General features: G+C 66.3%; 9 protein-coding genes and 1 pseudogene. 8 read left to right on the top strand and 2 right to left on the bottom strand.

The features are described 5' to 3' along the window. Window positions 1–39 precede the first annotated feature (39 nt). From IEW58_RS06615 to IEW58_RS06585, 7 genes and pseudogenes are all read left to right on the top strand, one after another. Entirely contained in the window at window positions 40–2,379 is a 2,340-nt protein-coding gene (locus tag IEW58_RS06615; RefSeq protein ID WP_188644405.1) for a PAS domain-containing sensor histidine kinase, read from the top strand. Beyond that, window positions 2,376–2,813, top strand: a complete 438-nt coding sequence (gene tsaE / locus IEW58_RS06610; RefSeq protein WP_188644404.1) for a tRNA (adenosine(37)-N6)-threonylcarbamoyltransferase complex ATPase subunit type 1 TsaE — start codon at window positions 2,376–2,378, stop codon at window positions 2,811–2,813. Before IEW58_RS06615 ends, tsaE begins: the two co-directional genes overlap by 4 nt. Continuing rightward, window positions 2,810–3,784, top strand: coding sequence for an aminoglycoside phosphotransferase family protein (locus IEW58_RS06605; protein ID WP_188644403.1), 975 nt, complete (start codon window positions 2,810–2,812; stop codon window positions 3,782–3,784). The genes tsaE and IEW58_RS06605 overlap by 4 nt, the downstream gene beginning before the upstream one ends. Continuing rightward, on the top strand, window positions 3,781–4,503 hold the full coding sequence (locus IEW58_RS06600; RefSeq protein WP_229658472.1) for a nucleotidyltransferase family protein: 723 nt from the start codon (window positions 3,781–3,783) through the stop codon (window positions 4,501–4,503). The genes IEW58_RS06605 and IEW58_RS06600 overlap by 4 nt, the downstream gene beginning before the upstream one ends. Next, window positions 4,496–7,441, top strand: coding sequence for a PD-(D/E)XK nuclease family protein (locus tag IEW58_RS06595; RefSeq protein WP_188644402.1), 2,946 nt, complete (start codon window positions 4,496–4,498; stop codon window positions 7,439–7,441). Before IEW58_RS06600 ends, IEW58_RS06595 begins: the two co-directional genes overlap by 8 nt. Next, window positions 7,438–10,902 carry a double-strand break repair helicase AddA gene (addA, locus tag IEW58_RS06590; RefSeq protein ID WP_188644401.1) on the top strand — a complete coding sequence of 1,155 codons (3,465 nt, stop codon included), beginning with the start codon at window positions 7,438–7,440 and terminating at the stop codon, window positions 10,900–10,902. The genes IEW58_RS06595 and addA overlap by 4 nt, the downstream gene beginning before the upstream one ends. Window positions 10,903–10,947: 45 nt before the next feature. After that, window positions 10,948–11,225, top strand: a pseudogene (locus tag IEW58_RS06585) (thioredoxin family protein). 3 nt (window positions 11,226–11,228) lie between these two features. On the opposite strand, the gene IEW58_RS06580 reads toward IEW58_RS06585, so the two are convergent. Both IEW58_RS06580 and argJ read right to left on the bottom strand, forming a co-directional pair. Continuing rightward, window positions 11,229–12,041, bottom strand: a complete 813-nt coding sequence (locus IEW58_RS06580; RefSeq protein ID WP_188644400.1) for an inositol monophosphatase family protein — start codon at window positions 12,039–12,041, stop codon at window positions 11,229–11,231. After that, a complete protein-coding gene (gene argJ / locus IEW58_RS06575) occupies window positions 12,038–13,264 on the bottom strand; it encodes a bifunctional glutamate N-acetyltransferase/amino-acid acetyltransferase ArgJ (RefSeq protein WP_188644399.1) in 1,227 nt (408 codons plus the stop codon). Before argJ ends, IEW58_RS06580 begins: the two co-directional genes overlap by 4 nt. A gap of 61 nt (window positions 13,265–13,325) precedes the next feature. Here argJ and IEW58_RS06570 point away from each other — a divergent pair, with 61 nt between their 5' ends. Further along, window positions 13,326–13,628 carry a hypothetical protein gene (locus IEW58_RS06570; protein WP_229658471.1) on the top strand — a complete coding sequence of 101 codons (303 nt, stop codon included), beginning with the start codon at window positions 13,326–13,328 and terminating at the stop codon, window positions 13,626–13,628. Window positions 13,629–13,664 lie beyond the last annotated feature (36 nt).

Raw genomic sequence — 13,664 nt, 5'->3', positions numbered from 1 at the left:
AAGTTGCTTTGGGCGGTCAGCGCGCATAGCTGACCGCCCATGCAGTTTTCTCCTCTTGCACTGGCGCTGATCGGCCTCTTGCTGGCCGCGTGGGTGGCCGGCGCGGCGGGGTTGATGATTGCGGCGGCATCGAAGGCCCGCGCTGCCGAAGGATCGCGCAAGGCTGCTCGCCGGATGGCGCGCATGATCGACGAGGCGCCGGCCATCCCTCTGCTGGTGCGCGCCGACGGCCGTATCGAAGCCAGCGAGCGGCTCGCGGGGTGGCTGGGGCTTCCCAAGCTGCCGCAATATCTCAGCGAGCTCGATGGCGGCACCTCTGCAAGGGGCCTGTCAGGCGCGCAATTGGCCGAACTTTCCGGCCTCGTGAACCGCACTCAGAAGACGGCGGCACCTTTTCGAATGGCGCTTACGCCCCCCGGCTCCCAGCGTAGCCTGGCGGTACGCGGTGCGCTGGCCGACCCGCAGGTTTCCCCCGGGGGAGCCGCGCTACTGTGGATATTCGACTTTTCGGAAAGCGAGAGCGAACTTTCGCGCCTGCGGGCGGAGGCGTCACGGGCGAAAAGCGATTTCTCCGCCCTGGTAGGTCTGATCGAGGCTGCGCCGCTGCCTATGTGGTTCCGCGGGCCCGATGCGCGTCTCAAGCTGGTGAACAAGGCTTACGTCGCCGCGGTAGGAGCGGACAGCGCGGATGCCGTGGTCGAGGCCCAGACCGAGTTGATCGAGCCGGTCGACGGTCTGTCCGCCGCAGCCGTCGCCACGCAGGCGGCGCAGCAGAAGCGGCCAATCGAACGCATTGTCGCAACGACGATCGGCGGGATGCGCAGGTCTATGCGGGTCAGCGACCTGCCGCTCGGTGAAGAAGGCGTCGCAGGCTACGCGGTCGATATCGAGGAATTGGAGGAACAGGCACGTGAATTTCGCGCCTTTCGCGAAGCGCAGAGACAGATGCTCGATCAGCTCTCGGTCGGGGTCGCGCAGTTCGGCGCGGACCGAAAGCTCGTTTCCGCCAACCAGCCTTTCCGCAGGACTTTTGCAATGGGGCGGGACGCCGCCGAGGGCACCGAGTTCGAGCGCTTCCTGCGCGAGGCGCGCGAGGCAGGTCGAACGCCGGAGGTGCGTGACTTCCCCGGGTGGCGTTCGGAGCGCATAGAGTGGTTTGCCTCCGGTGAGCCGATCGAGGAGGCCTGGCCGCTCGGCGATGGCACTCATCTGCGGGTCGTCGGACAGCCAATGCCCGATGGCGGACTGGTGCTGATTGCCGAGGACAGGACCGAAAGCCTCGCACTTTCGGCCACCCGGGACACCCTTCTGCGCACCCGTACCGCCACTTTCGACAGCCTGTTCGAAGCGCTCGCGGTGTTCGCGCCGGATGGCCACATGCAACTGTGGAACCGCCGCTTCGCGGGTGCATGGGGACTCGCGCCGGAAGAGATCGACGGCCATCCCACCGCTGATGAGTTTGTGGCGAAACTGGAATCCCATCTCGCCCGGCCAGCCCAGGCGAAAGCAATCGGGGAGATCGTGCGCGGGGCAACGCTGGACCGCAAGCAGACGGGCGGCCGGGTCGCGTTGACGGACGGCCGTACGCTGGAGATCGCCGGGGTGCCGTTGCCCGACGGAAACGGACTTCTCACTGTCCTCGACATCACCGACTCGCAAAAGGCGGAAGATGCCCTGCGCGAACGGAACGAGGCGCTGGAGGCCGCCGACGAGGTCAAGACCCGCTTCCTCGCCAACATGAGCTACGAGTTCCGCGTGCCGCTGACTTCGATCAGCGGGTTCGCCGAGTTGCTTGAAGCCGGGGTCGCGGGGGATCTCACGCCGCAAGGGCACGAATACGTTGCGGCGATCATCGAATCGGTAAAGCGACTGACCGACCAGGTGGAGAACGTGCTCGATCTGTCGCAGAGCGAGGCGGGCCTGCTGCCGCTCGCGCCCGAGAAGCTGGATCTGATGCCCTTCGTCACCAAGGTGGTGCGCGAACGGGAGGCCGCCATTCTTGGCGGCGGACTCAGTCTCGACTTGCGGGGCGGGCAGACAGTCAAGGTGGAGGCCGATCCGCACCAGCTCGGCAGGGCGATCGGCCAAGTCCTCGACAATGCGATTGCCGCCACCCCTCGCGGGGGCAAAATTCTCGTCGACCTGTCGCGCAAGTCCGACGGTGTCCGGATCGTCGTCTCGGACAATGGCAAGGGGATGAGCCGCGACGAGCTCCGCCGTGCGCTCGAAGGCCTGCGCACGGGACCGGACGGTAGGCCCGAGCGGCGGCAGGGCCTTGGCATACCGCTGGCCCGGCAACTGGTCGAAGCGCATGGTGGCTCGCTGGAACTGCTCTCCCGGCGCGGTGAGGGCACGACGGCGACAATCCTAATCCCGTGAAAATCGAGCTGCCCGATCTCCAGGCGATGGAGGCCTTCGGTTCGCGGATCGCCTCGCGCCTGCGCGCAGGCGATGTCGTGGCTCTCACCGGAGGGCTGGGAGCGGGCAAGACAACGCTGGCGCGCGCGATCATCGCGGCACTCGGGCATGTGGGCGAAGTGCCGTCACCCACGTTCACGATCGTCGAGACGTACGACGAGCTGGCCCCGCCTCTGGTACACGCCGATTTCTACCGGCTGGAGACGGCTGCCGAGGCCGATGAGCTTGGACTGGAAGACTACCGCGCAGGAGCCGCTATGATCGCTGAGTGGCCCGCGAATGCCGGCGGCTTCGCCGATGAGCCCGGCTGCCTCTCGATCACGCTGGAAACAGCGGGAAAAGGGCGCGCGGCGATTGTCGAACCGGGCGCGGATTGGCTAGGGCGCCTGCCATGAGCGACCTGCCCGAAGGCCTTCGTCCGTTTCTTGCCAGCGCCGGTTGGGAAGGCGCCGGCATCGATCCCATTCCGGGCGATGCTTCGTTTCGCCGCTATTTCCGCGTCCGGGACGGCGGGCGCAATGCGATGCTTATGCACGCGCCCCCTCCGAACGAGGACCCGCGGCCGTTTCTCGACGTCGCCGCCTGGCTCAGCCGCAACGGGATGCGCGCTCCGGAGATCTATTCGGCCGACGCGGGGGCGGGGTGGGTGCTGCTCGAGGACTTCGGCAACGACCGGATGCGTGACTGGCTCGATGTTCACCCGGAGGATGAAGACAGCGCCTATGCGGCGGCGATCGATGCGCTGGTCGCGCTCCATGCCCGTGCCCCCGGGCCTTTTCCGCCCTACGACTTGGCCGCCTATCGCCGCGAGGTCGAAGTTTTCACCGAGTGGTATTGTCCCGCGGCCGGCATTGAGGCCGACAGCGAGAGCTACTGGCGAGCGTGGGAAGAGGCGCTCGCGCCCCTGCTCGATCGCCAGGTGCCGGGTGTCACGGTCCTGCGCGATTATCACGCCGAGAACATCATGCTGCTTCCCGGCGGCGCGCAGGGCCTGATCGACTTCCAGGATGCGCTGGCAGGCCACCGTGCCTACGATCTCGTCAGCTTGCTGCAGGACGCGCGCCGCGAGGTTTCGCTCGATCTGGAGAAGCGCATGCTCGCTCGTTATGTCTCGCAAGTCGATGGAGGACCGGACTTCGCCGCCGATTACGCGCGGCTCGGCGCCCAGCGTAACGCCAAGATCGTCGGTGTGTTCACCCGCCTGTGGAAACGGGACGGCAAGCCGGCGTATCTGCCCCTCATTCCCCGGGTGTGGGAGGCGCTTGAGCGCGATCTGGCGCATCCGGCGCTGGCGCCGGTCGCGGCCTGGTTCGATGCCAATATCCCGCCTGCTGTTCGCCAGAAGCTCGGCGGAACGCTGGGGTGAGCGCACTCGCCAGCGATACGGCAATGATCATGGCCGCTGGTCTCGGCAAGCGGATGCGTCCACTCACCGCCAGCCAGCCCAAGCCGATGGTGCGGGTCGCAGGAAAGCCGCTTCTCGACCACGCCCTCGACCGCCTCGCGGAGGCAGGCATCGGGCGAGCGGTCGTCAATGTGCATTACCTCGGCGACGCGATCGAGGCCCACGTCCGGTCGCGATCGCGGCCTAGCGTAGTTGTGTCGGACGAGCGTGCGCTTCTGCTCGAGACCGGCGGGGGGATGAAGAAGGCGCTCGAGGCCGGGTTGCTGCCGGACCCGTTCTTCTGCCTGAACGCTGACAACATCTGGCTCGATGGCCCGCGCAATGCCTTCGCTGATCTCTCTGCTGGATGGGATCCTGCGATCATGGATGCGCTGCTGCTGGTCGTGCCGCACTCCCGCGCCGAAAATTTCCGCGGTGAAGGCGACTTCCACATGGACCCGCTGGGGCGGTTAACGCGGCGCAAGACAGGCCGGATCGCGCCGTTCATCTACACCGGCATCCAACTGGTCAGCCATCGGCTGCTTCGCGATTCACCCGAAGGACCGTTCGGCACCATGCTGCTGTGGGAGCGCGCCATCGGGGAGGGGCGACTTTTCGGCGCGAACTTCACCGGGCGCTGGTTCGAGGTCGGCACTCCCGAAGCCATCAGGCCAACCGAAGAGGCGCTTACCGGTGGTTGAGCGCGCCGGTCCTAAGGTATTCTCCATCGCCGCTCATCGAGGCTTTGCGGACGCGCTCGTCACAGGCCTGATACCACGATATTCCGAAGCAGACCTGGGCCTCGCCCGGCTGACCTTGCTGCTGCCTTCCACCCGTGCGGCGCGCACCGTGCAGGAGGCGTTCGTGCGCGCGAGCAGCGGCGGGATGCTGATGCCGCGGATGGCGGTGGTAGGCGACCTGGATCTTGACGAGACCCTTGGGGCCCTCCTCGACCCCCTTGGTGCTGCCGGCATTCCGCCGGCCGTGGAGCCGACCCGCCGCTGGCTGCGGATCGCGGAACTCTTGCGCGAGGAAATGGGCCCGGAAGCGCCGCGCGGGTCGGCGCTGCTGCGCCTCGCGCATGAGGTTGGGCGAACGATGGACCGCCTGCTGGTGGAGGACATCGGACCGGAGGAACTGCTCGGCGACAAGGTTATCGAGATCGTCGGAGACATGGCAGTGCACTGGCAGCGGTCCGTGCGGCTGATCGCCCGCATCCAGAGGCGCTGGCTCGAGGAACTGGCTTCGATGGGTGCGCTCGACGCGGCAGCGCGGCGCAACCGGCTGTTCGATCACGCCGCGAGAACCTGGAAGGACCATGCCCCGGCAACACCGGTCGTGGCTGCCGGGGTGACCAGTGCGTCACCCGCTTTGGCTCAACTGCTCCGTCAGATCAGCGAGCTTCCCCAAGGGGCGGTTATCTTGCCGGATCTGGACTTGGCCATGCCCCAAACCGTGTGGGAGGAGCTGGGCGCGGCGGGGGCGGGCGAGTCTCCGGGCGATCCGCCTTTTGGCGAAGACGACGCCGTCACCCACCCTCAATACCATCTCAAGTTGCTGCTTAACCGCATGGGAGTGAACCGTGCCGAGGTGCAGTCATGGCATCGCCGGGGGCTTGCGGCGGCTCCGCCTGAGCGAAGCCACGCCATTTCCAGCCTTTTCCTTCCTCCCGAGGCGAGCAAGGCCTGGGTCGATCTGCCGCCAGAAAAGCGGCGGCTGACAGGCGTTCGGGTGATGCAGACTGCAAATCCGGAAGCGGAAGCCCAGGCTATCGCTCTCCTGATCCGGCAAGCGGTCGCGGAACCGGAGAAGCGGATCGCCTTGATCACTCCCGACCGTGCGCTTGCCCGGCGAGTGGTCCAGCATTTGCGGCGATGGAATCTTCCGGCCGACGATTCTGCGGGTCGACCGCTGTCGATTACGGCATCGGGCAGGTTGGTGCTGCAATTGGCGCAAATCGCGTCCGAGAAAGCGGCGCCTGTCGGCCTGATCGCGGCGCTCTCGAATCCGCTCATAGAGATGGGCGAGCGCAGGGCCGAGTGGCTCGACCGCCTGCGCGCCTTCGACATCGCGCTTAGGGGTCCGCGTCCCGGTCCGGGACTGGACGCGCTGCGGCCGATCGCGCGAAAGGCCGGGGTCGAAAAGTGGTGGGACGGCGTGGAGGGCATCCTTCTCCCTCTTGTGACCATGGACCTGCCTCTACCTCTTGCGGACTGGCTGGACCGGCTGGCAACGGCGGGCGAGGCTCTGGCCGGCGATGCGCTGTGGAGCCGCGAAGACGGACGCGCTCTGTCGGCTTTCGTCGAGGATCTTCGCCTTCACGCGCGCGAAGTCGGCACGATCCTCGAAGCGGAAGAACTGCACGCGGCGTTGACCGACGCAATGGAAGTGGTGGCGGTGCGTCCCCCTTACGGGGGGCACCCGCGAGTGGCGATTTACGGGCTCATCGAATCGCGCATGGCGCGGGCCGATCTCGTAATCGCCGCAGGACTGAACGAAGGCACATGGCCCGCTCGCCCAGCGACGGATCCACTGCTCGCACCCGCGGTTCTGCGTGCTCTTGGCGTGCCGGGCGCCGACTTCCGTATCGGGCTGTCGGCGCACGATCTGGCTGCGGCGCTCGGCGCGCCGGAAGTGGTACTCAGCCGCGCGCGACGCGACGAGAGCGGGCCGGCGATCGCTTCACGCTTCTTGCTGAGGGTCCAGGCTTTGCTCGGCGACCTGCGCGATAGCCACCGCGAGGACGCAGCGCCGCGGTGGGCGGAAGCGATTGATTTCGCTTCACCCGCAAGTCGCTATCCTCGTCCGGAGCCGATGCCGGATGCCGCTCAGCGTAAAGTCCCGATCAGCGTCACCAACCTCGACCGCCTGCGAGCCGACCCTTACCAGTTCTATGCATCGGCCATCCTGCGGCTCCCCGAACTCGAGCCGCTCGATGCAGAGCCGACGCCCGCCTGGCAGGGGATCGTTGCCCACGCGATCCTCGAAAAGTGGCATGGGACTGGCCGCCCCATCGAGAGCATCGCGGACGAGGAGTTGGCGGCAATGCAAGCTCACCCCCTGACGCGCGCCTTGTGGCGGCCGCGCCTGCTGAAAGCTCTCGAATGGATCGCCGAGCGCGTCGCAGTCGACACCGCGCGCAGCCCCGTGGCCTGGGAGCAGTGGGGCGAAATGGACTGGCGGGGAGTGACCTTGCGCGGGCGGATCGACCGGCTCGATCGGTTCGAAAACGGCACTTTCGCGGTGGTGGACTACAAGACCGGTAAGCCGCCAAGTGGAGCCCAGGTCGCTGCCGGCTACGCGCTTCAGCTCGGCACTCTCGGTCTGATGGTGGAAGGCGGCGCATTCGGCGCGCTGCGCGGCGAGGTGACCGGTTTCGAGTACTGGTCGCTGGGCCGGAGCAAGGACAGCGAAACCGGTTTCGGTTATGTCTCCACGCCGCTGCGTGATGGCAACAAGCGCAGCGGCATCCCGCCCGCCGAATTTCTGCCGCAGGCACGATACTACCTCGACCAGGCGCTCGACTACTGGATCCTGGGCGACAAGCCTTTCACTGCCCGGCTGAACCCGGATGCGCCAGGCTACGCCACCTACGACCAGCTTATGCGGCTCGACGAATGGTTGGGACATACGTCGTGAGCGGATCCGTCCATCCCCTGCGCGGCGATCAGGCCCGCGCTGTCGAACCGGAGCGCAGCGTCTGGCTGTCGGCTTCCGCCGGCACCGGCAAGACCCAGGTGCTTTCCGCGCGCGTGCTGCGACTGCTGCTGAAGCCGGGCGTGAAGCCCTCGCAGATCCTGTGCCTGACGTTCACGAAGGCGGGCGCGGCCGAAATGTCGGAGCGCGTCAATGACGTTCTCGCGCGCTGGGTGCGGCTGAAGCCTGCCGAGCTGGCCAGAGACCTGCTTGCCATCGGGGCTCCGGTCGATCCGGCGACACTCGACCGGGCGCGCACGCGGTTCGCGGCGGTGCTCGACTGCCCGGGCGGCGGGCTGAGGATCGATACGATCCACGCCTTTTCCCAATGGCTGCTCTCCGCGTTCCCGGACGAGGCAGGGTTGATCCCGGGCGCTCGACCGATGGAGGACCGCGACCGCGAATTGCTTGCCCACCAAGTCCTGGCAACGATGGTCGTCGAAGCCGAGGCGACTGACGACCGTTCGGTGCTCGGTCCTTTGGCGCAACTGAGCGAGCGGCTTGGACCCGATGGCGTGCGCGGCTGGCTGATGCGCTGCGCCGAGGTGCGCGAGCTTTGGCAAGGTCCAGGGGGATGGCAGCCGCCGATGCGGGAGCGTGTGCTTGGCCTGATCGGACTGCCGAGCGACGCCGGGGAAGAGAGCCTCGCCGAGTTATGCGCCGAAGGCACTTTCGATTGCGCCGCGCTCGAGCAGCTCCTCGCCGCGAACCGCGCGTGGGGCACACCGACCGCGCAAAAGACGATTGCAGCGATAGAGGACTTCCTCGGGGCGAGCGGGCTGGGACGGGTGAGCGCATCGGCTCCAATGGAAAAAGCCATTTTCACGCTGGAAGGAGCGGTTCGCTCGATCAAGTATCTTGAGAAATGCGATCCGGGCTACGCAGCGGCGGCGGAAGCGGTCGCAGCTTCCGTGCTCATGTTGCGTGAGCGGCAGGCATTGTTGAAGCTTGCCGATTTCCTCGAACCGGCTCTCGAGCTCGGTCGCCGGTTCGCGCTCGCATGGGAGGATGCCAAAGACCGCGAAGGATTGATCGACTTCGACGACCAGATCCGCCGCGCGGCCGCCCTGTTGACGCGTTCGGATATTGCGGACTGGATCCGCTACAAGCTCGACCGGCGCTTCGATCATATTCTTATCGATGAGGCGCAGGACACGAACGAGGCGCAGTGGGACATCATACGCGCACTGACAGGTGACTTCTTCGCCGGCGAGGGCCAGCGGGGTGATGTTCTGCGCACTCTGTTCGTAGTCGGTGATTACAAACAGGCGATCTTCCGCTTCCAGGGAACGAGCCCGGAAAACTTCGCGACGGCGCGAAAGCACTTCGCGCAGCTGATCGACGAGCTGGCCGCTGGAGACGAGGAGCGGACGCTGCTCGATGTCGGGCTGGGCCGGAGCTATCGCACCGCGCAGCCCGTTCTCGAGTTTGTCGATCGGGCTATCGAAGCGGTCGGCTTTGAGAACTTCGGGCTCGACGCCGCGCCCCAACCACACATGGGCGATGATCGGCCGGGCCTCGTGACGCTTTGGCATCCCGTTTCCGGTCGCGCGAACGACGGTGAGGGCGGTCAGGACGAGGATGGCCCCGAAGACTGGCTGTCGGAACCCGAGCGCACGATGGCCAACCGTATCGCCGATCAGGTAAAGGCCTGGCTACGCGAGGGCTATCCGCTGGTGAAGGGGGCCAAGCGCAACGCCGGACCCGGCGATATCATGGTGCTGGTGCGCAAGCGGCGTGAGCTCGCGGGTCTGATCGTGGCGCGTCTGCACGCGGCGGGAGTGCCCGTGGCCGGCGTCGACCGGCTGCGGCTAGGGGCGCCTCTTGGGGTCAAGGATCTGATGGTGGCGCTCCGCTTTGCCGCCCAGCCGCTCGATGACCTCAGCCTTGCAAACCTGTTGGTCAGCCCTCTCATCGGATGGACGCAGGCCGATTTGCTCGCACACGGTTATCGGGCCAAAGGTGTGCGGCTGTGGGATCACCTGCGCCGCGGAATCAGCCCCCAGCAGCGGGATGCTGCCGAGCGCCTGCGCGATCTGCTGCGGTTGGCCGACTACGAGCCGCCGCAGGCGCTGCTTCACTGGCTGCTGGTGGGGCCATGGCAAGGCCGGAAGGCACTGGTCGCGCGGCTCGGCCGCGAGGTGAACGACCCGATCGACGAACTGCTCAATGCAGCCAATGCCTATGGAGCAACGAGCACCGCCAGCCTGGCCGGCTTCATTTCATGGTTCGATGCGGGCGACGGCGAGTTGAAACGGGAGGCCGATGGCGGCGGGGGCCTGGTTCGCGTGATGACTGTGCACGGTTCGAAGGGACTTCAGGCGCCGATCGTGATCCTTGCCGATGCCACCGGTAATCCTGACGCATCGCCGGTCCGAAGCGTGACCCTCACCGAAGAGCTGCCTGGCGGCGGCGGACGCACAGTACCTCTGCCACCCTTGCGAAAAGAGGAAAAAGCTGGCCGAATTCTCGACGCCGAGGCAGCCATCCGCGCGGACGAGCGGCAGGAGCACTGGCGGCTGCTCTACGTCGCGATGACGAGAGCGGAGGAAGCGCTGTTCATCGGCGGCGCGCTCGGAAAGAGGGAGACGGAGCCCGCGGCGGATTCGTGGTACGCCCGGCTTGCGTCACTGATGGTCGCAGAAGAACTGGCGGACCCCATATGGGGCGCACGGAGCGAGTGGGGCCACCGTGCGGACGCCATACCTGATGCTGGCCCACCCAATGTCGACACCATGCCCGAGCTGCCTGGCTGGGCGTTGGCGCCGGTCGGACCAGAGCCGCGCCCGCCGAGACCGCTCGCACCTTCTTCGGCAGGAGGGGACGTAGCGGCTGACCCGCCCCTAGCCCCCGAGGTGGCGCGCGTCGCTGCCCGGCGCGGTGTTCTGATCCACCGGCTGCTCGAGCGGCTCCCGGACGTGGCAGTTGCCCAGCGCACCGAGACGGCCTTAGCATGGCTCGCGCGTCAAGCCGGCGATATCGAAGAGAATGAACGCCGGGAGATTTTGGCGAGCGTCCTTGCAGTGCTTGCCGAGGCTTCCTTCGACCGTGTTTTCTCCCCCGCGGCGTTGGCCGAAGTCCCTCTCGCAGCGACGGTGGAAGGATTGGTCGTCGCAGGCACCGTCGATCGGCTGTTGATTGAGCCCGAGCGGGTGACGGTGGTCGATTTCAAGACCGCACGCCGCCCTCCTGCTTCTCTGGCCGGGGTGCCGGAAAGTACCCTGCGGCAGATGGCAGCCTATGCCGCTGCGCTCGACGTGATCTATCCTGACCGGGAGATCTGCGCGGCCGTACTCTATACTCACGCGCCCGTGCTGATTCCGATTCCGGGCGAGGTTCTGGCCAGTCGCAAGACGCTCTTGTCGGAAGGCTCGCAAAGCTTTCCCCGGCCGCAGGTTGAGTGAGCGCCTCGAGCGCCTAGATTGATTCCGAATAGAAGGAGATTCCCAATGCCGACCATCGCCGTGACCGACGCAAGCTTCCAGTCGGACGTTCTCGATTCCGACAAGCCCGTGCTGGGCCATCGCTGGAAGAGATCGCGGACGAACTCAAGGACAAGGTGACCATCGCCAAGATGGATATCATGGAGAACACCGGCGTTCCTGGCTCGATCGGCGTGCAGTCCATTCCGCTGATGGTCCTGTTCAAGAACGGCAAGCCCGTTGCCCAGAAGCTGGGCGCAGCACCGAAGATGCAGCTCAAGAGCTGGCTTGAAAGCGAACTGTAAGCCTTACTCGCCGGGGCGGTAGCCCGCGTAGTCGAGGATGCTTGTAAAGCTGTCCCACAGGTCCGGCGACGCTGCCGCAACCAGGCCCCTGCGTCCGCTATCCACGCGGTACGGCGACCCGTCCTGGTGTGCGCAGCGACCCCCGGCCTCGTTGAGGAACAGCGTTCCGGCGGCGTGATCCCACGCGAGGACGCGTTCGTAGATCGCGATGTCGTGCTCTCCCGTCGCTACGAGCGGGTACTGCTCGGCCGCGCATCCCGGGGCGTCGACCAGCTCGAAACGAGGCGCGATGCGCGTGTCGAACAGCGTGCGCTGGGGGAGCGCCATGTAGCGCGTCATTGCGGCAAGCCGGGGCGGGTGTGCCTCGCATCGCCGCGCCACCAGTCGTTCCTCATTCACGAAGGCGCCTTCACCGCGACGCGCGCGGCACATCCGCTGCCGCTGCGGATCGTAGATCCAGGCGGCGATCGCTTCCCCGCCATCCGCCAGCGCGACCATCGTCGCGAAGTGGCCGTGCCCGCTCGCGAAATTTGTAGTCCCGTCGATGGGGTCGACGATCCAGCAAGCACCCGAAAGACGCTCGCCGAGGCTGGGGTCGGCGTGGACAGCTTCTTCCCCGACCACCGCGACGCCCGGGGCAAGCCGCGTCAGTGCTTCCGACAGGAACTCTTCTACCTCGCGGTCGGCGACCGTCACGAGGTCGTCTTTGGCCTTTTCCTCGATCTCATGCTCGGAAAGATTGCGCCACCGGGGCAAGATCGAGCGCTCCGCCGCGAATCGCAGCAGGGCGAGCATTTCTGCATCGAGCGCGCTCATGATCGATAATCGGCGTTAATCTCTATGTAGCCGTGCGTCAGGTCGCAGGTCCACACCGTCGCGCGCCCATCGCCGATCCCGAGATCGACTTCGATGGAGATTTCGGAACCCCTCAGGTGGGCGGCAACAGGAGCCTCGTCGTAGCCCGGCAGCGGCTGCCCGTCCCTGGCAGCCCATGTTCCGCCGAACCCGATCGACAGCTTGTCGCGGTCCGCAGGCTCGCCGGCCTTTCCGACAGCCATGACCACGCGGCCCCAATTGGCGTCCTCTCCCGCGATCGCCGTCTTGACGAGGGGAGAGTTCGCTACCGCCAGTCCGATGCGACGTGCGCTCGCGTCGGACACCGCCCCGGAAACCGCGACCTCGATAAACTTTCGAGCACCCTCTCCATCCCGCACCACGAGATGGGCGAGCTGGCGGCACACATCGTGCAGCGCCGCGGCGAACGCATCCGCGCCGGCGCTTTCGACCGAGACGATGGGGTCGTTCCCCGCAGCCCCGGTCGCGAAGGCGAGGACCGTATCGCTGGTGGAGGTATCGCTATCGACTGTAATGCAATTGAACGTGTTTTCGCTCGCCGCCCCAAGCAGCGACTGGAGGAAGTCCGCGTCCACCGCCGCGTCCGTGAATATGTACCCGAGCATCGTGGCCATGTCGGGCGCGATCATTCCGCTGCCTTTCACGATGCCTACGAGGTTGACCTTGGTCCCGCCGATCATCGCGCTGGACGTGGCGCCTTTGGGAAAAGTATCCGTCGTCCCGATGGTTAGGGCAGCTTCCTCCCATGAACAGGGAGATGAAACGAAGGCTGCGCTCAAGCCTTCCCGCGCCTTTTCCTGAGGCAGCGGAACGCCAATGACGCCGGTCGAGCAGACGAAGACGTCGCTGGGCTCGCAGCCGAAATGTTCGGCGACCTGCGCCATGATCGCCTCGACCGCTTCGCGTCCTCGATAGCCCGTAAAGGCGTTCGAGTTGCCCGCATTGACAACCAGTGCCCGTGCCTTGCCGAGGCGCACCTGCTCCCGCCCCAGTTCCACTTCGCTAGAACAGCACACGTTCCTGGTGAACACGCCTGCCACCGCGGTGCCAGGAGCCAGCTCCACCAAGGTAAGATCGCACCGGCCCCAGTCCTTGTAACCGGCGCGCGCAACTGTGGGCGTGGCGCCGCCAATCGCCGGAGTTTCTGGGAAAGCGACGGCGAGTGGTGAGCGTTCGATGTTCATTCATCGGCCAGTATAAACACTGGCGGACGACGTAAACGCGATTCAGGCAGGGGTGGACGAGATGCCGCACAGGGCTTATCTATCGTCGGCAATGTTGCGCCGCATACTCGCCTGTCTCGCGCTGATCACCGGCCTTGCGTCCATCGCGACGCCCGCCGAAGCGCGCATGATGCTCGAGTTCGGGCAGCAGGTGGAAAACAGCCCCGCAGTTTCGCAAGGCGGTCAACAGGCCGCATGCAACACGACCGCGCAGCGAACGACCACGCAGGCCAAGGCCGCGGCCAAGCGGGCTTGCACCCCTCGCCGGGCGATCGTCGTTTACATCCCGACCGTCCAGCTTGGTCCGGACCGCGCGCGCGAATAGCGCAGGCGCAGCACAGCACTTCCTTACGTTTGCCCG

It is taken from the genome of Tsuneonella deserti (genome assembly GCF_014644315.1).
Taxonomy (GTDB): domain Bacteria; phylum Pseudomonadota; class Alphaproteobacteria; order Sphingomonadales; family Sphingomonadaceae; genus Tsuneonella; species Tsuneonella deserti.
The sequence above is the reverse complement of the archived record's forward strand: the minus strand, read 5'-3'. Positions and strand labels throughout refer to the sequence as shown.